Source organism: Flavobacterium sp. ZT3R18, from assembly GCF_007097385.1.
Taxonomy (GTDB): domain Bacteria; phylum Bacteroidota; class Bacteroidia; order Flavobacteriales; family Flavobacteriaceae; genus Flavobacterium.
Window position 1 is genome coordinate 13348 of the sequence record NZ_VJZS01000012.1, and the last position, 21200, is coordinate 34547.

The following is a 21200-nucleotide window of genomic DNA, read 5'->3' on the forward strand; positions in this document are numbered from 1 at the left end:
CAGCATGGGACAAAAGACAAATCCAATTGGAAATAGACTTGGTATCATCAGAGGATGGGACTCAAACTGGTATGGTGGAAATGATTACGGTGATAAATTAGCCGAAGATTATAAAATCAGAAAGTACATCCATGCTCGTTTATCAAAAGCTAGTGTATCAAAAGTAATCATCGAGAGAACTTTAAAACTTGTAACCGTTACTATCACTACTGCTAGACCTGGTATCATAATCGGAAAAGGTGGACAAGAGGTAGACAAGTTAAAAGAAGAACTTAAGAAAATTACTGACAAAGAGGTTCAAATCAACATCTTTGAAATTAAAAGACCTGAACTTGACGCGTATCTAGTTGCTACAAGCATCTGTCGTCAAATCGAAAGCAGAATTTCTTACAGACGTGCAATCAAAATGGCTATTGCTGCTTCTATGCGTATGAACGCTGAAGGTATCAAAGTTTTGATTTCTGGTCGTTTGAATGGTGCTGAGATGGCTCGTTCAGAAGGTTTCAAAGAAGGTAGAATTCCTCTATCAACTTTCAGAGCTGATATTGATTACGCACTTGCAGAGGCTCATACTACTTATGGTAGAATGGGAATCAAAGTATGGATCATGAAAGGTGAAGTTTATGGAAAGAGAGATCTTTCTCCACTTGCAGGAATGGACAAAAAACAACCTGGTGGTGGTAAAGGTGGAGATTCTCCTAGAGGAGACAGAAAGCCTTTTAATAAAGGTGGAAAACCAGACGCTCGTAAACGAAAGTAAATTTTTAAACTAAAGAAAAATGTTACAGCCTAAAAGAACAAAATACCGTAAGGTACAAAAAGGTAAAATGAAAGGAAATTCTCAAAGAGGACATGAACTTTCTAATGGAATGTTTGGTATTAAATCTGTACATGAAGATGGAATGTTCTTAACCTCTCGTCAAATCGAAGCTGCGCGTATTGCTGCAACTCGTTTTATGAAAAGAGAAGGACAATTATGGATCAAAATATTTCCAGACAAACCTATCACTAAGAAACCTCTTGAGGTACGTATGGGTAAAGGTAAAGGTGCAGTTGAGTATTGGGCTGCCGTTGTTAAACCCGGAAGAATTATGTTTGAAGTTGGAGGAGTTCCTTTATCAGTTGCAAAAGAGGCGTTACGTCTTGCAGCTCAAAAGCTTCCAGTAAAAACCAAATTCGTAGTTGCTAGAGATTTCGAAGCATAATCTATATTATATTATGAAACAATCAGAAATAAAAGATCTTTCTGCAGCGGAGTTGCAAGAAAAACTTAGCCAGACTAAGAAGGCATATGCCGACCTGAAAATGGCTCACGCTATTTCACCAATTGAGAACCCACTTCAAATTAGAGGTGTAAGAAGAACAGTTGCAAGATTAGCTACGGAACTTACTAAAAGAGAATTACAATAATTCTGCTGAAAGATGGAAGAAAAAAGAAATTTAAGAAAAGAAAGAGTTGGGGTTGTTACTTCAAACAAAATGGATAAATCCATTGTAGTTGCTCAAGTAACAAAAGTAAAACACCCATTATACGGTAAGTTCGTGTTGAAAACAAAGAAATTTGTGGCACATGACGAAACAAACGACTGTAACATTGGAGATACTGTAAGAATTAGCGAAACGCGTCCTTTAAGTAAATCAAAATGTTGGAGATTAGTTGAAATCCTAGAAAGAGCTAAATAATTATGGTACAACAAGAATCAAGACTAAAAGTAGCAGATAACACAGGAGCTAAAGAAGTTTTAACTATCCGTGTTTTAGGAGGTACCAAAAGAAGGTATGCCTCTGTTGGAGACAAGATTGTAGTTTCTATCAAAGATACTGCACCTAACGGAAGCGTTAAAAAAGGAGCTGTTTCAACTGCAGTTGTTGTACGTACCAAAAAAGAAGTGAGAAGAGCTGATGGTTCTTATATCCGTTTCGATGATAATGCATGTGTTCTTTTGAATGCTGCAGGGGAAATGAGAGGAACTCGTGTTTTTGGTCCGGTAGCAAGAGAACTTCGTGAAAAACAATTCATGAAAATTGTATCATTAGCACCAGAAGTGCTTTAATTCGTTTTAAGATGATAAAGCTAAAAATAAAATCAGGAGACATTGTAAGAGTAATTGCTGGAGACCATAAAGGTGCTGAAGGTAAAGTGTTACGTGTGTACCGTGAGAAAAACAAAGCAATTGTTGAAGGTGTAAACATGGTTTCTAAACATACGAAACCTAGTGCAAAAAGCCCTCAAGGTGGTATTGTAAAGAAAGAAGCTCAGATTCAAATTTCGAACATCTCTCTAATTGATCCTAAAACTAAGGAAGCAACAAGAGTGGGTATCAGAGTTGAAGGAGATAAGAAAGTAAGATTTTCAAAAAAATCTAATCAAGTACTATAGTAATGGCATATATACCTAGACTAAAAGAAGAATATAAGAGTAGAGTTATCTCTGCTCTTAAAGAAGAATTCGGTTACACAAACGTAATGCAAGTTCCTAAATTGGAAAAAATCGTTTTGAGTAAAGGAGTTGGTGCAGCAGTATCTGATAAAAAATTGATTGACTATGCAGTTGATGAATTAACAAAGATTACTGGACAAAAAGCAGTATCTACAATTTCAAAGAAAGACGTTGCGTCTTTCAAATTGAGAAAAGGGATGCCTATTGGAGCAAAAGTTACTTTGCGTGGAGAAAGAATGTATGAGTTTTTAGATAGACTTATTACTTCAGCTTTACCACGTGTTAGAGATTTCAGTGGTATTAAAGCTACTGGTTTTGACGGTAGAGGAAACTATAATCTTGGTGTTTTAGAACAAATCATTTTCCCTGAAATTGATATTGATAAAGTAAATAAAATATCTGGAATGGACATTTCTTTTGTTACTACTGCTAAAACAGATAAAGAAGCAAAGTCATTGTTGGCTGAATTAGGTTTACCTTTTAAAAAGAATTAAGATATGGCTAAAGAATCAATGAAAGCCCGTGAGGTTAAGAGAGAAAAAACGGTAGCAAAGTATGCTGAGAAAAGAAAAGCTTTGTTAGAAGCTGGAGATTTCGTAGGTTTGCAAAAATTACCGAAAAATGCTTCGCCAGTTCGTTTGCACAATCGTTGTAAATTAACAGGTAGACCAAGAGGGTATATGCGTCAATTCGGTATTTCACGTGTAACATTCCGTGAGATGGCTAACAATGGATTGATACCAGGTGTTAAAAAGGCATCTTGGTAGAAAAAGTAATTAGTTATTAGTCGTTAGTTGTTAGTGTTATGCTAATTACTAACGGCTAATTACTAATAACTATTAACATTTATAAACTGGTTTCAGGTTCGATTACGTTTAATCGAAAACCGTTACCGCAAATCAATACTTATGTATACAGATCCTATTGCAGATTATTTGACGAGAGTTAGAAACGCTGTGGCTGCAAACCACAAAGTTGTCGAAATTCCAGCATCTAATCTAAAAAAAGAAATAACAAAGATCTTATTTGATCAAGGTTATATCTTAAGTTACAAATTTGAAGACAACGCTGTTCAGGGTTCAATCAAAATCGCTTTGAAGTATGATAAAGATACTAAAGAGTCTGTAATTAAAGATATCCAAAGAATTAGTAAACCAGGTTTACGTAAATATTCAGGTTCTTCAAACATTCCTAGAATCCTTAACGGATTAGGAATTGCTATTGTTTCTACTTCTAAAGGTTTAATGACTGGAAAGAAAGCTAGACAATTGAATGTTGGTGGCGAAGTAATTTGTTACGTATACTAATTTTAAAGACTATATAAGATGTCAAGAATAGGTAAAAGCCCAGTAACAATACCAGCTGGAGTAACTGTTTCAGTTGCTGATGGTGTTATTACGGTAAAAGGAAAAAATGGTCAACTTACTCAGGAGTTTTCGGACGTAACTGTAACAGTTGAAGGAGATCTAGTTCAAGTGAATAGATCATCTGATCACAAAGACCAAAGAGCAAAACACGGATTGTACAGATCTTTAATCAATAACATGATTATCGGTGTAACAGAAGGTTTTACAAAATCTTTAGAATTGGTAGGAGTTGGTTATAGAGCTTCAAATCAAGGACAAAAATTAGATTTAGCACTTGGTTATTCTCACAATATTGTTTTAGAAGTAGCACCTGAGGTAACTCTTGAAACTATATCTGAAAAAGGTAAAAACCCAATTGTGAAATTAACATCATTAGATAAACAACTTTTAGGTCAAGTTGCGGCAAAAATTAGAGGTTTCCGTAAGCCTGAGCCGTACAAAGGAAAAGGTGTTAAATTTGTAGGTGAAGTATTAAGAAGAAAAGCAGGTAAATCAGCTTAAAAAATAACATTATGTCATTAACAAAACCTGAAAGAAGACAAAGAATTAGATTCAGAATTAGAAAAACGATTAGTGGTACTGCTACAAATCCAAGACTATCTGTTTTTAGAAGTAACAAAGAAATTTACGCTCAACTTATTGATGATGTAAACGGAGTTACTTTATTGGCTGCTTCTTCAAGAGAAAAAGAAATAGGAAACGGTACGAACATTGAAGTGGCAACTGCAGTTGGGAAACTAGTAGCAGAAAAAGCTTTGAAAGCTGGTATAGATGTTGTAACATTCGATAGAGGAGGTTATTTATATCACGGTCGTATTAAATCATTAGCGGAAGGCGCGAGAGCGGCTGGACTTAAATTCTAATATAGTATGTCTAATAGTAAATACAAGAATGTAGAGCTAGTAAAACCAAGTGGTCTTGAATTAAAAGATCGTTTGGTAAGTGTAAATCGTGTTACTAAAGTTACAAAGGGAGGTAGAGCTTTTGGTTTTTCTGCTATTGTAGTTGTAGGTGATGAGAATGGAGTAGTTGGACACGGATTAGGAAAATCTAAAGACGTTTCTGAAGCAATTGCGAAAGCAGTAGAAGATGCTAAGAAAAATCTAGTAAAAATTCCTTTGAATGGTCAATCAGTTCCTCACGAACAAAAAGGTAAATTTGGTGGTGCACGTGTATTCTTAATTCCTGCCTCTCATGGTACAGGAGTTATTGCTGGTGGAGCTGTTCGTTCAGTTCTTGAATCAGTTGGAATTCATGATGTATTATCTAAATCACAAGGATCTTCAAATCCTCACAACGTAGTAAAAGCAACTTTTGATGCTTTATTACAAATGAGAAGTGCTTATACTGTTGCAAAACAAAGAGGCGTTTCTTTAGAAAAAGTTTTTAAAGGTTAATTCAAGGAAATTATGGCTAAATTATTAGTAAAACAAGTTAGAAGCAAAATCAACTGTCCTCTTACACAAAAAAGAGGTTTGGAAGCTTTAGGTCTACGTAAAATGGGACAAGTTGTAGAGCATGATTCAAATCCTACAATCCTTGGGATGATAAATAAAGTTAAACACTTAGTTTCTGTTGAAGAAGCTAAATAACAAATACTGTTATGAATTTAAGTAACTTACAACCTGCTGAGGGTTCTACACACAATCAAAATAAAAGATTAGGTAGAGGAGAAGGTTCTGGAAAAGGTGGTACTTCTGCAAGAGGTCACAAAGGAGCAAAATCTCGTTCTGGTTATTCTAAAAAGATTGGTTTTGAGGGTGGGCAAATGCCACTTCAAAGACGTGTGCCTAAGTTTGGTTTCACGAACATCAATCGTAAAGAATACGAAGGTGTTAATCTTGATACTCTTCAATTATTAGTTGATAATGGAGTAATTACAGATGCTGTTGACATGACAGTTTATGTAGCTAATCGTCTTGCTACCAAAAATGAAATCGTTAAGATTTTAGGTAGAGGAGAATTGACAGCAAAATTAAAAGTAACTGCTCACAAATTTACTGCTACTGCAAAAGCTGCTATTGAAGCTGCTGGTGGAGAAGCTGTAATCATGTAATTTTTCAATTAAGATGAAGAAATTTATTGAATCAATAAGTAATGTTTGGAAAATAGAAGAACTAAAAAATAGAATTCTTATTACTTTAGGTCTACTTCTTGTTTATCGTTTTGGTGCCCATGTTACGCTTCCTGGAATTGACGCAACTCAATTGACTGGATTAGCGGGACAAACCAAAAATGGATTAGGATCTATTCTAGACATGTTTACCGGAGGTGCATTTTCTAAAGCTTCAGTTTTTGCTTTAGGGATTATGCCTTATATTTCTGCATCTATTGTTGTTCAACTTATGGGAATTGCGATTCCTTACTTGCAAAAACTACAAAGTGATGGGGAAAGTGGTAGAAAAAAAATCAATCAAATTACCCGTTGGTTAACTATTGTTATAACTTTAGTACAAGGACCAACTTATATCTACAATCTTTACAGAACTTTACCTAGTTCAGCTTTTTTATTAGGGTTTAACTCTTTTGAATTCTTATTTTCTTCAGTGGTTATCTTGGTTACTGGTACAATTTTTGCCATGTGGTTAGGAGAAAAAATTACTGATAAAGGAATTGGAAACGGAATTTCCCTTTTGATCATGGTTGGTATTTTGGCTAGGTTGCCACAAGCTTTCATTCAAGAATTTACAACAAGAGTTACTAATAACAATGGTGGACCAATGTTATTGGTTATTGAAATCATTATTTGGTTACTTGTTATTATTTCTTGTGTTTTGTTAGTTATGGCTATTAGAAAAATTCCAGTACAGTATGCTCGTCGTACTACTTCTGGTGATTTCGAACAAGATATGATGGGTGGTAACAGACAATGGATTCCGTTAAAGCTTAATGCATCTGGTGTAATGCCAATTATATTTGCACAAGCGATTATGTTTATTCCTGCTGCTGTTGCTGGTTTGTCTAAATCAGATGCATCTCAATCTATCGTTGGAGCTTTTAGTAACATGTTTGGATTTTGGTATAATTTTGTTTTTGCAACTTTGATAGTTGTATTTACTTTCTTTTATACTGCAATTACAGTGCCTACTAACAAGATGTCTGATGATTTAAAGAGAAGCGGTGGTTTCATACCAGGTGTAAGACCAGGTGTTGAGACTTCAGATTATCTTGATAAAGTGATGTCTTTAATAACTTTTCCAGGATCTTTATTTCTTGCTTTGATAGCTGTGTTCCCAGCAATTGTTGTAAGTCTTATGGATGTTCAACAATCTTGGGCTATGTTTTTTGGAGGGACTTCATTGATAATTATGGTTGGAGTTGCAATAGATACGATTCAACAAATTAATTCATACTTGTTAAACAAACATTATGACGGTTTGATGAAGAGTGGTAAAAATAGAAAAGCAGTAGCTTAACTTATGGCAAAACAATCAGCAATAGAACAAGACGGATCTATCATCGAAGCATTATCAAATGCGATGTTCCGTGTAGAGTTAGAAAATGGACATATCGTAATTGCTCATATTTCTGGAAAGATGCGTATGCATTACATCAAATTATTACCTGGTGATAAAGTGAAACTAGAAATGAGTCCTTATGATTTGTCAAAAGCAAGAATTACTTATAGATATTAAAGGATATTCACTATGAAAGTTAGAGCATCAGTAAAAAAGAGAAGTCCCGAGTGCAAAATTGTGCGTAGAAAAGGGAGATTGTACGTAATAAACAAAAAGAATCCTAGATTTAAACAAAGACAAGGATAATTATGGCAAGAATAGCAGGGGTAGATATCCCGAAAAATAAGAGAGGTGTTATAGCACTTACCTACATCTTCGGATTAGGAAATAGTAGAGCAATTGAGATTTTAGAAAAAGCTCAAGTTAGCCAAGATAAAAAAGTTCAAGATTGGAATGATGACGAGATCGGAGCAATTCGTGAGGCGGTATCAGCTTTCAAAATTGAAGGAGAATTACGTTCTGAGGTTTCTTTAAACATCAAACGTTTAATGGATATTGGTTGTTATAGAGGTATCCGTCATAGAACTGGTCTTCCTTTAAGAGGACAAAGAACTAAAAACAACTCTAGAACAAGAAAAGGTAAAAGAAAAACTGTTGCAAACAAGAAAAAAGCAACTAAATAATAAGTAATATGGCTAAAGCAACTGCAAAAAAACGTAAAGTTATCGTTGAATCAACGGGAGAAGCTCATATTTCTGCTACCTTCAATAACATCATCATTTCTTTGACTAACAAAAAAGGTGAAGTTATTTCTTGGTCTTCGGCTGGTAAAATGGGTTTTAGAGGTTCTAAAAAGAACACTCCATACGCGGCTCAAATGGCAGCAGAAGATTGTAGTAAAGTAGCTCTTGAGGCTGGACTTAAAAAAGTGAAAGTTTATGTAAAAGGACCAGGAAACGGACGTGAGTCTGCTATCCGTTCTTTGCATAACGGTGGTATTGAAGTTACAGAGATTATCGATGTTACTCCAATGCCTCACAATGGATGTCGTCCTCCAAAAAGACGTAGAGTTTAATACTCAAAAATTATTATAGTATAAATCTAGATTGAAAAAAGATTATCGAAGGATAAGACCTGAATTCATAATCTCAATCTTAAACAATTTAAAATGGCAAGATATACTGGTCCTAGTACAAGAATCGCTCGTAAATTTGGCGAGGCAATTTTCGGAGACGATAAAGCTTTCGAAAAAAGAAATTACCCACCCGGACAACACGGGATGGCTAAGAAAAGAGGTAAAAAATCTGAATTTGCTGTTCAGTTAATGGAAAAGCAAAAAGCTAAATATTCTTATGGAATTTTAGAAAAACAATTCAGAGGTTTATTCAAAAAAGCATCAGCTACTAAAGGTGTTACTGGTGAAGTTTTGTTACAATTGTGTGAAGCAAGATTAGATAACGTTGTTTTTAGAATGGGAATTGCTCCTTCTAGAAGAGGTGCTCGTCAAATCGTTTCTCACCGTCACATTACAGTAAACGGAGAAAATGTAAATATTCCTTCTTATCACTTGAAACCAGGTGATGTAGTAGGTGTTCGTGAAAAATCTAAATCTATAGAGGCTATCGAACGTTCTTTATCAAATTCAAGTCATGTTTATGAGTGGATTACATGGAATAATGAAACTAAAACAGGTACGTTTGTTACTGTTCCTGCTAGACTTCAAATTCCAGAAAACATCAAAGAACAATTAATCGTAGAGTTGTACAACAAATAATAATTGACTTAGTCGAAATTTATGGCAATATTTAATTTTCAGAAGCCCGATAAAGTTATCATGATCGATTCAACCGATTTTGAAGGTAAATTTGAATTTAGACCTTTAGAACCAGGTTACGGATTGACCGTTGGTAATGCACTTAGAAGAGTTTTGCTTTCAGCATTAGAAGGTTATGCAATTACATCTGTTCGTATAGAAGGTGTAGATCATGAATTTTCTACTATTTCAGGTGTTGTTGAGGACGTTACCGAAATTATCCTTAATCTTAAACAAGTACGTTTCAAACGTCAAATTGAAGATATCGATAATGAATCAGTTACTATTTCTGTTTCAGGTAAAGATCAATTAACAGCTGGTGATTTTCAAAAATTCATCTCAGGTTTTCAAGTTCTGAATCCAGAACTAGTTATCTGTAATTTAGATAGTAAAATCAAACTGAATTTCGATTTAACTATCGAAAAAGGTAGAGGATATGTTCCTGCTGAAGAGAACAAAAAACAGAATGCTGCAATAGGAACTATTTTTACTGACTCAATTTTTACTCCGGTGAAAAATGTTAAGTATGCAATTGAAAACTTCCGTGTAGAGCAAAAAACAGATTACGAAAAATTGGTTTTTGAAATAAAAACTGATGGTTCTATCAATCCTAAAGATGCTCTTACTGAAGCTGCAAAAGTTTTAATTCACCATTTCATGTTGTTTTCTGACGAAAGAATTACACTAGAGGCTGACGAAATTGCACAAACAGAATCTTATGACGAAGAGTCATTGCATATGAGACAATTGCTTAAAACTAAGCTTGTTGATATGGATTTATCTGTAAGAGCATTAAATTGCTTGAAAGCGGCTGAAGTTGATACACTTGGTGATTTAGTATCGTTCAACAAAAATGACCTAATGAAATTTCGTAATTTCGGTAAAAAATCTTTAACAGAACTAGATGAACTAGTAGCTATTAAGAATTTGAACTTCGGAATGGATTTAGCAAAATACAAACTAGATAAAGAATAATTAAGTCCCCGCTAAAAGTGGGGGTTAAATTTACATAGCAATGAGACACGGAAAAAAATTCAATCACTTAAGCAGACAGACTGCGCATAGAAAATCTATGTTAGCTAATATGGCTTGTTCTCTTATCGAGCACAAACGTATTAACACTACTGTTGCTAAGGCTAAAGCGCTTAAACAATTCGTTGAGCCGCTTATAACAAAATCAAAAGAAGATACAACTCACAATCGTCGTATCGTTTTTGCTTACTTACGTAGCAAATATGCAGTAACTGACTTGTTCAGAGATGTAGCTGCTAAAGTAGGTGACCGTCCAGGTGGATACACTCGTATCATTAAAGTTGGAAATCGTTTAGGAGATAATGCTGATATGGCAATGATCGAATTAGTAGATTTCAATGAACTTTACAATGGTGGTAAAAAAGAAGTTAAAAAAGCAAAAAGCCGTCGTGGTGGAAAAGCTAAAAAAGGAGATGAAGCTACTGAAGCTCCAGCTGCTGATGCTGAAACTACAACTGAAGCTGCTGAATAATTATGAAAATAATCATTCAATAATATTAAAGGATAAACTATTTATAGTTTATCCTTTTTTTTTGATTTATTGTAAAGGAAAATCTATTCTAAAAGAGATCTTTTATTCTAAAGAAATTTTATTTTAAAATGGGAACGCCGAAAATTATGTTGCTTAATTCTCAATTATACATTTGACTTTGTCTTATGTTATAATTGTTTTAATGAGACTCTTTTTTGTGAATAATGTAAACTGACTTAATTATTTTTTAAAAACATTGCATTCACTGTTTTAAAAAATTAAATTTGCACAATATTTGAAATACACATGAAACGAGTTTTTCGAGTTACATGCGACAATTAAAAAAATAATAGAAATAAACGAATGAAATATACAACACGAAAAAGCGCCATACTTCTATTAAGTGATGGAACAATCTTTCACGGTAAATCTATTGGAATTAGCGGGAAGACTTTTGGAGAAGTTTGTTTTAATACTGGAATGACAGGGTATCAAGAGATTTTTACTGATCCTTCTTATTTTGGTCAATTGATGGTTGCCACAAATGCCCACATCGGAAATTATGGAGTAAATGACAAAGAAGTAGAATCAAACAGTATTAAAATTGCTGGATTGGTTTGTAAAAATTTCAGTTTTAATTACTCTCGTGAAGATTCATCAGGAAGTTTAGAAGATTATTTTACCAAACAAAATTTAATTTGTATTTCGGATGTAGATACACGCGCTTTGGTAAGCTATATTCGTGACAATGGAGCTATGAATGCCGTTATTTGTACGGATGATACTTCTGTAGAAGATTTGAAAGCTTTGTTGTCTGAAGTGCCAGATATGAAAGGATTAGAATTGGCTTCTAAAGTTTCTACTACTGAGCCTTATTTTTATGGAGATGAAAATGCAACCTACAAAATAGCCGCTTTAGATTTAGGAATTAAAGAAAATATACTTCGTAATCTTGCCAAAAGGGATTGCTACATAAAAGTTTTTCCTTTTGATTCTACTTACCAAGATTTGTCTGCTTTCAATCCAGATGGTTACTTCTTGTCTAATGGTCCTGGGGATCCAGATCCATTAGAGAGTGCTATTCAAGTTGCCAAAGATATTCTAGCTAATGATAAACCTTTGTTTGGAATCTGTTTGGGACACCAAGTAATTGCATTGGCAAATGGAGTTTCTACCTATAAAATGTTTAATGGGCATAGAGGAATTAATCATCCTGTAAAAAATATAATTACTGGAAAAGGAGAGATTACTTCTCAAAATCATGGTTTTGCCGTGAATAAAGAAGAATTAGACAATCATCCAGATCTAGAAATTACACATCTTCATCTTAACGATGGAACTGTAGCGGGTATGCGTATGAAGAATAAAAATTGTTTCTCTGTACAGTATCATCCAGAAGCGAGTCCTGGTCCACACGACTCTTCTTATCTTTTTGATCAATTTATTGAGAATATAAAAAAATAAATAGCTTTTAGAAAACCGATTCAATCCTTTGTTGAATCGGTTTTTTTTATGATCTCTGTTAGGGTGTTTTGTTATTGATTATTTAAAATTACGTCTTCAAAGTTTTGTAATTAAATGCTTAAGTTTGTAGCATGAATAAGACTATTAAAATTATATCATCGGAGGAATTTCCAAGACAATTTATGTCTGATGCTTCTTTAGATTTTGATTTCTTAAAAACTCCTTTACAGATCTATGATTTGAATACTACAACTGAGTATATTCAAATTCCGACTCCGCTTTTTAGGCCTGATTATAATTCTATAGTTCATGTTACCAAGGGAAATGCGAAACAACAAGTAGATAACGAGGTAATCTCAATAACGGAGAACGATGTTTTGTTTGTAAAGCAAGGTCATATTACCGCTATGAAAGAAATTGATCAGGTTATAACGGGTCATTTTGTTTTATTTGAGGAAAGCGTCCTGAATCACATTCTGTCTAAACAGGAGTTGATACAGATTTTTGCTACTAATTCAGTAATTAAACTTCCAAAAGAAACGAGTGTATGGCTTAATTCTTTGTTTTGTTTATTAGGTCAAGAATTTCGGGATGAAAATTCCAATATTGAAATTTGTTATTCGCTTATGCAGGCAGCTTTTCAAAAAATTATTTCTTCAAATAAAGAACTTAATAAAACCGTAAACCGTGGTAATGAAATCACTTTTACCTTTAAAGAGTTGGTTTATAAATACCATAGTCAAGATAAATCGGTATCCTTTTATGCCGATAAATTAAAAATTTCTGTAAATTATCTGAATAGGTGCATTAAGCAAACTACTGGAATAGCTCCAAAAGAATGGATCAACAACGTTAGTATCCTGCAAAGCCAGATACTCTTACAAGATTTGACTAAAGATATTTCAGAAATTGCGTTTGAGTTGAATTACGAGGACCCTTCTTATTTTGGGCGACTTTTCAAAAAAATAACAGGTACAACTCCTTCTCAGTACCGAAGTTCACTTGAGTAAATGTTTCAAAATAAATCCTGCAATTACTTCACTATAAAGTCTATTTTCATAGGTGTTCAGTGAACTTCGTTTTGCCTCGTTCTTTTGCCCTTTTTCTGCGTTAAAAAATCTTTGAATAGCTGGGCTATTGAAAGATTTTTTGCCTTGAAAAAGACCAAAATAACTTCGTCAAATTTTGCATGGTTTATTTCAAAACCTTTACTACGCACGATTTGTCCGAGTAACGGCAAACTATATCCTAACAGCAATTATTGTTTTAACCGCACCTTTGTCTTAAGAAAATCTTAGAGGGCTGATACAGCTCGTGTGTTTAAATTTAATAAATGTTATTTTGAAAAAAGTACTATCATTGGTTTTGTTAGCCTTGTTTATTGGTCTTCCAAATAAATTTTATGCTCAATTAATAACAGATGGCGCTGGGGTTGGCGTTACTGTAAACGGAAAAAGTAGCTTTAAGTATTTGTCTTCCGAAAATCCGTATTTTGGAAATGAATTCAAATATACCACCTACGATTATTGGTTGCCAATACCCTCTTTTAAAATTGGAAGAACCCGTATTCTTGGGACAGTCAACTATCGCATATTGGACTTTACATTCGATACGGAGATAGTGGTTAGTCCGAATTACATCACAAAAATACAAGAGATCAAACCTACCATTGTTGTACGGCGTCCTTTTGGAAAAAGATGGGCCACTTTTGGAATTCTCATACCTACGGTTGCTTCTGATTTCAAAAACTCGTTTTCGATGAATGATATGGTATTCGATGGCATTTTTGGAGTTTCAAAAAAGTTTGGAGGAAAATCGAATCTTGAAATCGGGATTGGTCCTCATGTTATGTATGCTTTTGGTAAGTTTTTGATAACGCCTGCTATATCTGTAGATTATAAGAGTAATGACGGTAAATGGTTTGCTCAGCTATACTGGCCAAGAGTGAATGCTTTTCGAAAACTCGGCAATAGCACGCAGGTTGGGGTGGCGGGATCGATAGACTGGACACTTCATAATTTACAAAACTACAAGAATAATGAAGGCGCAGAGATTGATTATGCCCAGTTCTCGGCTATTCATGGTGGCTTGCAAATTAGTCAACGTCTTTTTGATAGCTTTTGGCTTCAGTTGCAAGGAGGTGTGGGATTTGCAAACAGTTACACGTTGTTTAGTTCTAAGAATGACACCATTAGTAAGTACAAGGCAAAAGAAATGCCTTATGTGAAAATGATGCTAACCTACCGTTTTGGAAAATAATATCAAAAAACGAATTCAATAACAATAAATTAAAAAAAGAGAAAATGAAAAAATCAATTCTAAGTGTTCTAGTATTTGGGGTGTCGTATTTTGTTAATGCGCAACAGCTAAAAATGAATGTTGATGTGACCAATGTTCAAAAAGGGAAGGGGACTGTCGTGCTGAATGTTTACGACAAAAAAGAAAATTTTCTTAAAACTGCCTACTTCACTAAGGTTCAAAAGGCAAATCAAGAAATCCTGAAATTTCAAGTTGACTTGCCAAGAGGGACTTATGCCATTACCGTTTTTCAAGATTTGGATAATAACGGTGATCTAAAAAGCAGCTGGTTGGGGATTCCTAAAGAGCCCGTAGGAAACAGCACTAATTTTAAGCCAGACGGCGGTGCGCCTACATTTCGTGATTGCTCTATTTATGTTTTAAAAAATGATTCAAAAATTACAATAGATCTTTATTAGGAATTATTCAGTTTTCAGTCTCAGTCTCAGTTTTGGTCTCAGTTTTGAGAGTTAGTTGAGAATTTTGAACATTGGCGAGTTTATAATGCTATTTAAAAAAAAGTGACTCAATTTTAATTACCAACACCTTTTTTTGGACTGAAAACTGTGACTGCGACTGAAAACTGCGACTAAAACTGAGAATCATCGGAAGAAAACATAAACTTAAATCTTGATATTAAATTATGGAAGAGGCAACTTCGAAAAATAGAGTTATTGCAGAAATAAGAGGTGCTTGCAAGGAGTATCAAACTGGAGACACATTGATTACAGCATTAAAACCGACAACTGTTCAGTTTAAAACGGGGGAGCTTACATTAATTATAGGTCCTTCGGGTTCGGGGAAAACCACATTGTTGTCGCTATTAGGTTGTGTTATTTACCCAACAAAAGGAGATGTTTTTATAGATGGTCAACAAGTAAACACGCTTTCGGCTAAACAATTATCGACTTTGAGGTTGAATAAAATAGGATTCGTGTTTCAGAGTTTTAATCTTTTGGCACCACTCAATTCTTTAGAAAACGTAATGATGCCGTTGCAACTTATGAATTTAAGCGATGCTGAAGCAAAGAAAAAAGCGGAACAAGCATTAGAATTAGTGGGCATGAAGGATAGAATGAAAAACTTGCCTAAAATGCTGAGTGGTGGTCAGCAGCAAAGGGTTTCTATTGCACGAGCATTGGTAACCAATCCGCCAATTATGCTTTGTGACGAACCAACGGCGGCATTAGATGTTAAGAGTGTTGGTTTGGTAATGGACGAATTAAAAGCACTTGCCCAAAATGGTAAGAGTGTAATTGTGGTTACGCATGATATGCGACTTAGACAGTTTGCAGACAGAATTATTTATGTAGATAATGGAGTCGCAACTGAGAATGAAAGTGTAACATTTATCGAGAATTATTAATCAAATAAAAAGAATGAAAAATAACTTAGTTTATCTAGTTTTTCTAGCAGCCTTAATTTTTTGTGGTTGTAGTAAGAAAGAAGAAAAAAAATCGCATCAGGCTGAAATCCTCAAAGAAGTTTTAACATCTGATATTGTGGGACTCGGACGGATAGAACCCGATGAGAAAGTATCGGCATTGGCAACCGAAGTAGGAGGTGTTGTCGTAAATATCCATAAGAAGGAAAATGACATAATTGCCAAAGGCGATCTAATTATTGAATTGGATCATGCTGTTCAAGATGCCAAAAAAGCCCAGATTAAGAGTAGAATTGAAACGCAAAAAATAGAAATAAAAATTGCGCAATTAAACTTAAAGGAGCAGAAAATAAATGTGGCTAACAAACAAATTGAGTTGCAGCGGTTGAAAAACTTGAACGAAAAAGGAGCAGAAACAAGACAGAATGTTGATAATCTTGAAACAGAGACGAAGATTCTTCAGGCGAATGTGGAGCAATTGCAAGGTCGGGTTATGACTGCGAATTCTCGGCTCCAAGAAATTAAACAAGAGTTGGAAGTATCAAATAAGGAATTGCAACAGTATTTGGTAAAAGCATTAAACGATGGGCAAATTATGACAATGAATGCTACGAAAGGGGCTGCATTGTCCCCAAATCAAGCATTTGCAGATTTTATTCCGAAAAGCAAATTGGTTGTTACTTGTGAAATTGATGAGTTGTTTGCAGACAAAATTAAAAAAGGGCAAAAAGCCATTATTCGTCAAATTGGTTCTAGTAAAACTATCGGTTCGGGTGTCGTAGTTTTTGCCTCTTCGGCACTCAAACGCAAATCGCTTTTTTCTGAAAAGGCAGGCGATCAAGAAGACAGAAGAGTTCGGGAAATAAAAATCCTATTGGCGAACCAAACGAAGTACTTAATTAATTCTCGAATTGAATGCGTTATTCAAACAGCAACTAACTAAGTATGAAGTCTATTATTAAAACCGCTTGGAAGTTTATCCGTTTCGATAAAACAAAAAGCATAGGAGTGGTTGTCGGAATTGTAATAAGTACTTTTCTCATTGGTCAGCAAATAGGGACATTCAATTTTTTGACAGGATTAATGAGTGTGTTGGTAAAAAATACAACAACAGATATTTGGGTCGTTGATAATAAAACGACAGATGCCAATCAACTTAGCTTGATGGACACGAGAAAAGAAAAAGAAATTAAGAGTTTGGCAGGCGTTAAAGAAGCATTTCCTATTGTTGTGACAAACGGTAAAGCCAAATTTTCCGGGGGAACCAGTGCTGTGGTAAACATTATAGGAAGCGAATATCCGTATTTTAAAGCGGGGCCTGATAGTTCTAAAATAATACAGGGAAAACTTCCGGATTTGTTGCAAGAGGCGGGTGTGTCTGCGGATTACTTTGATCGAAGCAATTTTGGAGGTTCGTCAAATGTTGGAACCTATTTTGAGATTAACGGAAAAAGAGCGGTTATTACCCTTCAGACCAAAGGAATAAGAGGTTGGGGCGGTTATTTAATGTACACCACGGTAGATAGAGCAAGGTATTATGGGGATATCCCTTCGACGAATATAAGTGCTCTGATGGTAAATGTAAAAGATGGGGAAGATGTAGATCGTGTTGTTGATCAAATCAATAATACTATTTATGGAGTAAGAGCTTGGCGTACATCATCTTTAAGTTCATCTACTATAAAAAGTGTTTTGGCTTCAACAGGTTTAGGCGCCAGCACAGGATCTTTGGTGGGGTTTGCCATCATAGCAGGTTTTTTTATTATTGGTTTAACCATGTATTCGTCAGCACTTGACAGGATTAAGGATTACGGGACTTTAAAAGCAATAGGCGCTACAGATTCATACATTAGAAATTTGATACTTACTCAAGCCACTTTGTTTGCTTTTGTTGGATTTATGGTGGCTCTTGTTTTTTTAATGGGTTTTAAAAACGGAATGTATCAAACGGGAATAGTGATAGATTTTAGCCCAATAATACTCTTCTCGATTCTAATCGTCACTTTTTCTATTTCGCTTTTTGGAGCCGTGTTTGCTATTAGAAGAATCAAAAATGTAGAACCTGCTTCCGTATTTAGGGGCTAAAAAAATGTTAAATGAAAAATAATTCAATGAGTATGTGTTTTATAGTGTGTCTTATACTGTTGTGTCTTTCAAAAATGAATGCGCAAAGTCCAGTATGGTCATTAAATAAAGCAATTGAAGAGGCGCAAAAGAACAGAAAGTTATTGGCTTCGTTGGAAACAGAGTCTAAAATCAATCAGTTAAAGACAAAAGAGTTAAATGCAAAATATTTACCTAGGGTATCGTTGAATTACAATTATCAGTATAATGCAATTATTGCCACAAGCGTTTTGCCTGCTGACGCATTTAATTCTGGAGTGCCTTCGGAGGGTCTGATTCCGATAAAACTAGGGGCTAATTATTCTCAAAATGCGGGTGTTTTGCTGCAACAGCCTTTGTTGGACATCTCCATTTCGAAATTAATTACTGAATCTAAGTTGCAAGAGAAATTAGCAAACTTAAACGAAAAAGAGGCAAGATTAGAGCTTACTTATGAAGTCTCAAAGGTGTATTTTAATATATTGGTGGCACAGGAGCAAGTAAAAGAAGCTGTTGGCGATACGACTCGGACGGCATTAAGTTTGAAAACCATAAACCAAAAATATAGTAATAAAAGGGTTTTAAAAGTTGATGTAAACGACGCCAAAGTAACGCACAATAACGCTATCCAAAAATACCTTAATGCAGCAAATAATGAATTGGTTTTAAAACAATACCTTTTATATGTTACAGGAAATGAATCTATTCTTGCTTCTTCAATGGTATTAGAAAAATATAGCATGAATGAAAGTATTACTGATTTTGATGAGAATCTAATTCAGGCGTTACCACAAATTGAAATTCTGAAAACACAAAATGAAGTTTTAGAGAATAAAAAGAAATTGGAAAGGGCAAAATATTGTCCAATAATTAATGTCAATGGTTATTTAGGAGCGGATCAGTTTACAGAAAACATGAATCCTTTTCAGCAAGATAGCTGGTATGGCAATAGTTACATTGGCGTATCATTAAAGCTGCCAGTTCTTTTTGGAGAGAATACGGCAAAAAGAATAGATCAATTAAAATTTCAGCAAGAGCAAAATAACAACCAAATTGTTGAGGATGTTAATAAAAACAAATACAATGCCTTGAATGCCATTGCTGCTTATAATAATGTCTTGCAGCAATTAAAAACAGTGCGTGAAAATAGTAGGCTCACTTCCGAGATTGTAATGGTTTATCAAGAAAGGTATAAGTTTGACCAAATATCGTTTAATGAGCTAAATGATAAAGAGATTCAATTGCAAAATTTAGAACTAGTGTATAATCAACTTCAAAAGGAATTGATAGTGTCATGGCTTGATTGGAAAAAGGCGGCGGGAAAATTAGTTTTGTAATGTTGAAAAGGTATCAATTGAAAATGCCGCACAGATGTTGGTGTAATCAAGTTAAGGAGTTTTTATGAATTGTTTTTGATGTAGAAATCTGAAAGGTGCACGACAAATTACATTTCTTGATCAATTTTTAAAAAATCTGCATAAATCTGCCAAATCTGCGTGCTAAAAATTTTTCACGCAGATTTGGCAGATTTACGCAGATTCGATGGGTTAATTTACCATAAAAGCAATCGTTCCCGAATTAAATAGATTGTGCTTTTTTAAAAGAGGCAATTTGTCGTGCATCCAAATCCGAATTCAAATAATTGAAAATCAAGAATTGTTAATCTTCATTCTTAAATCCTTTTACTTAACGATATTGGTGTGGATGATGTAGATTTAATTATAGTATCACTGATTTTTTAATTATTCTATTGAACAAATTCAAGGCAATCTGTGAAATTTATATCAAAAAAACATTTTTAGGTACTATTACTTACATGTATATTGTATTTAAAACAGATTTTAATCTAATTTACAACGTTATCGTTAATAAGATTCATTTAATTTTGTAAAATCATTTGTTTAGATATAATATATTTGTATTTCAAAATTAATAACAACTATAAAAGTTTAAAATAATGAGCATTATTATAAAAATTCACGCAAGACAAATTTTTGATTCAAGAGGAAATCCTACTATTGAGGTTGATGTAATTACGGATAATGGAATTTTAGGTAGAGCAGCAGTTCCTTCTGGAGCTTCTACTGGAGAACATGAAGCAGTTGAATTACGTGATGGTGGTAAAGCATTTTTAGGTAAAGGAGTTTTGAAAGCAGTTGAAAATGTTAATTTCAAAATTGCTGAAGAATTAATTGGGACATCAATTTTCGAACAAAATTTGATCGACCAAATGATGATTGATTTAGATGGTACACCAAATAAATCAAATTTAGGAGCAAATGCTATTCTTGGTGTTTCTCTTGCTGTTGCAAAAGCGGCTGCAAATGAGTTAGGTCTTCCTTTGTACAGATACGTGGGTGGTGTTTCGGCGAATACTTTGCCGGTTCCTATGATGAATATCATCAATGGTGGGTCGCATTCTGATGCTCCGATTGCTTTTCAAGAATTTATGATTTTCCCTGTAAAAGCGACTTCATTTTCTCATTCAATGCAAATGGGAACTGAGATCTTTCACAGTTTGAAAAAAGTATTACACGATAGAGGTTTAAGTACTGCTGTAGGTGATGAAGGTGGTTTTGCACCTAATTTAGCTGGTGGGACTGAAGATGCTTTAGATACTATCAAATTAGCGGTAGAAACTGCTGGATATACCTTTGGTGATGAAATTATGATTGCTTTAGATTGTGCTTCGGCAGAATTTTATGTAAACGGAAAATACGATTATTCTAAATTTGAAGGAGAAACAGGGAAAGTGAGAACTTCTGCTGAGCAAGTTGATTATTTAGCTGAATTAGTGGCTAAATATCCAATTATTTCTATCGAAGATGGAATGGACGAAAATGACTGGGATGGATGGAAATTATTGACAGAAAAAATTGGAGATAAAGTTCAGTTAGTTGGAGATGATTTGTTTGTTACTAATGTAGAGCGTTTGTCTACTGGTATTCAAAAAGGAATCGCCAATTCAATCCTTATTAAAGTAAATCAAATTGGTACTTTGACAGAAACTATTGCAGCAGTAAACATGGCGAAAAACGCTGGATATACTTCGGTAATGTCTCATCGTTCTGGTGAAACAGAAGATAATACGATTGCAGACTTGGCAGTAGCCTTGAACTGTGGTCAAATTAAGACTGGTTCAGCTTCTAGATCGGATCGTATGGCAAAATACAATCAATTGTTGAGAATAGAAGAAGAGTTGGGAAGTTCTGCCTATTTTCCAGGTAAAAATGCTTTCAAAATAAAATAATTAGAATTGAATAAATTTTAAGAAGCCATTCATCTCAAGTGAATGGCTTTTTTATTGAATATTTAACAAATTCATTGCCGTTTTAATTTTTAAATTGATATGGAATTCCTTAGATTTGA

At 34.3% G+C, this 21200-nt stretch carries 31 protein-coding genes; all 31 read left to right on the forward strand.

What is annotated here, in order from left to right; all coding sequences use genetic code 11:
• Positions 1-4 precede the first annotated feature (4 nt).
• The 31 genes from rpsC to eno all read left to right on the forward strand — a co-directional run bounded on the left by rpsC (position 5) and on the right by eno (position 21081).
• The gene (rpsC, locus tag FNW52_RS13050) at positions 5-760 is read left to right on the forward strand and encodes a 30S ribosomal protein S3 (protein WP_077377764.1); all 756 of its coding nucleotides are present in this window, start codon (positions 5-7) and stop codon (positions 758-760) included.
• A gap of 19 nt (positions 761-779) precedes the next feature.
• Positions 780-1205, forward strand: a complete 426-nt coding sequence (gene rplP / locus FNW52_RS13055; protein ID WP_007803637.1) for a 50S ribosomal protein L16 — start codon at positions 780-782, stop codon at positions 1203-1205.
• A gap of 13 nt (positions 1206-1218) precedes the next feature.
• Positions 1219-1410 carry a 50S ribosomal protein L29 gene (rpmC, locus tag FNW52_RS13060; protein WP_026707011.1) on the forward strand — a complete coding sequence of 64 codons (192 nt, stop codon included), beginning with the start codon at positions 1219-1221 and terminating at the stop codon, positions 1408-1410.
• 12 nt (positions 1411-1422) lie between these two features.
• Positions 1423-1683: a 30S ribosomal protein S17 gene (gene rpsQ, locus FNW52_RS13065; protein ID WP_026707010.1), complete on the forward strand. Its 261-nt coding sequence runs from the start codon at positions 1423-1425 to the stop codon at positions 1681-1683.
• 2 nt (positions 1684-1685) lie between these two features.
• Positions 1686-2054 (forward strand): 50S ribosomal protein L14, encoded by a 369-nt coding sequence (rplN, locus tag FNW52_RS13070; protein ID WP_026717863.1) that lies wholly within the window; start codon positions 1686-1688, stop codon positions 2052-2054.
• Positions 2055-2065: 11 nt separating this feature from the next.
• A complete protein-coding gene (rplX, locus tag FNW52_RS13075) occupies positions 2066-2380 on the forward strand; it encodes a 50S ribosomal protein L24 (protein WP_116761849.1) in 315 nt (104 codons plus the stop codon).
• Between the two features lie 2 nt (positions 2381-2382).
• Positions 2383-2934 carry a 50S ribosomal protein L5 gene (rplE, locus tag FNW52_RS13080; protein ID WP_077377755.1) on the forward strand — a complete coding sequence of 184 codons (552 nt, stop codon included), beginning with the start codon at positions 2383-2385 and terminating at the stop codon, positions 2932-2934.
• A 3-nt stretch (positions 2935-2937) separates the two neighbouring features.
• Positions 2938-3207, forward strand: a complete 270-nt coding sequence (gene rpsN, locus FNW52_RS13085; RefSeq protein WP_026707007.1) for a 30S ribosomal protein S14 — start codon at positions 2938-2940, stop codon at positions 3205-3207.
• A 141-nt stretch (positions 3208-3348) separates the two neighbouring features.
• On the forward strand, positions 3349-3747 hold the full coding sequence (gene rpsH, locus FNW52_RS13090; RefSeq protein WP_116761853.1) for a 30S ribosomal protein S8: 399 nt from the start codon (positions 3349-3351) through the stop codon (positions 3745-3747).
• 18 nt (positions 3748-3765) lie between these two features.
• The gene (gene rplF, locus FNW52_RS13095; protein ID WP_143377907.1) at positions 3766-4308 is read left to right on the forward strand and encodes a 50S ribosomal protein L6; all 543 of its coding nucleotides are present in this window, start codon (positions 3766-3768) and stop codon (positions 4306-4308) included.
• Positions 4309-4319: 11 nt separating this feature from the next.
• Positions 4320-4670 (forward strand): 50S ribosomal protein L18, encoded by a 351-nt coding sequence (gene rplR, locus FNW52_RS13100; RefSeq protein WP_039110219.1) that lies wholly within the window; start codon positions 4320-4322, stop codon positions 4668-4670.
• Positions 4671-4676: 6 nt separating this feature from the next.
• Positions 4677-5204: a 30S ribosomal protein S5 gene (rpsE, locus tag FNW52_RS13105; protein ID WP_035668102.1), complete on the forward strand. Its 528-nt coding sequence runs from the start codon at positions 4677-4679 to the stop codon at positions 5202-5204.
• Between the two features lie 12 nt (positions 5205-5216).
• Entirely contained in the window at positions 5217-5399 is a 183-nt protein-coding gene (rpmD, locus tag FNW52_RS13110; RefSeq protein WP_027310825.1) for a 50S ribosomal protein L30, read from the forward strand.
• Between the two features lie 11 nt (positions 5400-5410).
• Entirely contained in the window at positions 5411-5863 is a 453-nt protein-coding gene (gene rplO / locus FNW52_RS13115; protein WP_116761860.1) for a 50S ribosomal protein L15, read from the forward strand.
• Positions 5864-5876: 13 nt separating this feature from the next.
• Positions 5877-7223, forward strand: coding sequence for a preprotein translocase subunit SecY (secY, locus tag FNW52_RS13120; RefSeq protein ID WP_143377908.1), 1347 nt, complete (start codon positions 5877-5879; stop codon positions 7221-7223).
• A 3-nt stretch (positions 7224-7226) separates the two neighbouring features.
• Positions 7227-7442, forward strand: coding sequence for a translation initiation factor IF-1 (gene infA / locus FNW52_RS13125; RefSeq protein ID WP_007136545.1), 216 nt, complete (start codon positions 7227-7229; stop codon positions 7440-7442).
• A gap of 12 nt (positions 7443-7454) precedes the next feature.
• Positions 7455-7571 carry a type B 50S ribosomal protein L36 gene (ykgO, locus tag FNW52_RS13130; RefSeq protein WP_008992256.1) on the forward strand — a complete coding sequence of 39 codons (117 nt, stop codon included), beginning with the start codon at positions 7455-7457 and terminating at the stop codon, positions 7569-7571.
• A 2-nt stretch (positions 7572-7573) separates the two neighbouring features.
• The gene (gene rpsM, locus FNW52_RS13135; protein WP_073210387.1) at positions 7574-7948 is read left to right on the forward strand and encodes a 30S ribosomal protein S13; all 375 of its coding nucleotides are present in this window, start codon (positions 7574-7576) and stop codon (positions 7946-7948) included.
• 8 nt (positions 7949-7956) lie between these two features.
• Positions 7957-8340 carry a 30S ribosomal protein S11 gene (gene rpsK / locus FNW52_RS13140; RefSeq protein WP_024981527.1) on the forward strand — a complete coding sequence of 128 codons (384 nt, stop codon included), beginning with the start codon at positions 7957-7959 and terminating at the stop codon, positions 8338-8340.
• Positions 8341-8433: 93 nt separating this feature from the next.
• Positions 8434-9039, forward strand: coding sequence for a 30S ribosomal protein S4 (rpsD, locus tag FNW52_RS13145; protein ID WP_143377909.1), 606 nt, complete (start codon positions 8434-8436; stop codon positions 9037-9039).
• 21 nt (positions 9040-9060) lie between these two features.
• Positions 9061-10053 (forward strand): DNA-directed RNA polymerase subunit alpha, encoded by a 993-nt coding sequence (locus FNW52_RS13150; RefSeq protein ID WP_035668087.1) that lies wholly within the window; start codon positions 9061-9063, stop codon positions 10051-10053.
• A 40-nt stretch (positions 10054-10093) separates the two neighbouring features.
• Positions 10094-10582, forward strand: a complete 489-nt coding sequence (gene rplQ, locus FNW52_RS13155; RefSeq protein WP_143377910.1) for a 50S ribosomal protein L17 — start codon at positions 10094-10096, stop codon at positions 10580-10582.
• A 363-nt stretch (positions 10583-10945) separates the two neighbouring features.
• Positions 10946-12046, forward strand: coding sequence for a glutamine-hydrolyzing carbamoyl-phosphate synthase small subunit (gene carA, locus FNW52_RS13160; RefSeq protein ID WP_143377911.1), 1101 nt, complete (start codon positions 10946-10948; stop codon positions 12044-12046).
• Positions 12047-12177: 131 nt separating this feature from the next.
• A complete protein-coding gene (locus FNW52_RS13165) occupies positions 12178-13056 on the forward strand; it encodes an AraC family transcriptional regulator (protein WP_143377912.1) in 879 nt (292 codons plus the stop codon).
• Between the two features lie 331 nt (positions 13057-13387).
• Entirely contained in the window at positions 13388-14305 is a 918-nt protein-coding gene (locus FNW52_RS13170; protein WP_255515596.1) for a DUF6268 family outer membrane beta-barrel protein, read from the forward strand.
• Between the two features lie 44 nt (positions 14306-14349).
• Positions 14350-14763: a DUF2141 domain-containing protein gene (locus FNW52_RS13175; RefSeq protein ID WP_143377914.1), complete on the forward strand. Its 414-nt coding sequence runs from the start codon at positions 14350-14352 to the stop codon at positions 14761-14763.
• Positions 14764-14987: 224 nt separating this feature from the next.
• A complete protein-coding gene (locus FNW52_RS13180; protein ID WP_143377915.1) occupies positions 14988-15710 on the forward strand; it encodes an ABC transporter ATP-binding protein in 723 nt (240 codons plus the stop codon).
• A 13-nt stretch (positions 15711-15723) separates the two neighbouring features.
• On the forward strand, positions 15724-16671 hold the full coding sequence (locus tag FNW52_RS13185; protein WP_143377916.1) for an HlyD family secretion protein: 948 nt from the start codon (positions 15724-15726) through the stop codon (positions 16669-16671).
• A gap of 2 nt (positions 16672-16673) precedes the next feature.
• Complete coding sequence (locus FNW52_RS13190) at positions 16674-17813, forward strand: FtsX-like permease family protein (RefSeq protein WP_143377917.1); 1140 nt, start codon at positions 16674-16676, stop codon at positions 17811-17813.
• A gap of 11 nt (positions 17814-17824) precedes the next feature.
• Entirely contained in the window at positions 17825-19168 is a 1344-nt protein-coding gene (locus FNW52_RS13195) for a TolC family protein (protein ID WP_143377918.1), read from the forward strand.
• A gap of 620 nt (positions 19169-19788) precedes the next feature.
• Complete coding sequence (eno, locus tag FNW52_RS13200; RefSeq protein WP_116761874.1) at positions 19789-21081, forward strand: phosphopyruvate hydratase; 1293 nt, start codon at positions 19789-19791, stop codon at positions 21079-21081.
• The last annotated feature ends 119 nt before the right edge of the window (positions 21082-21200 follow it).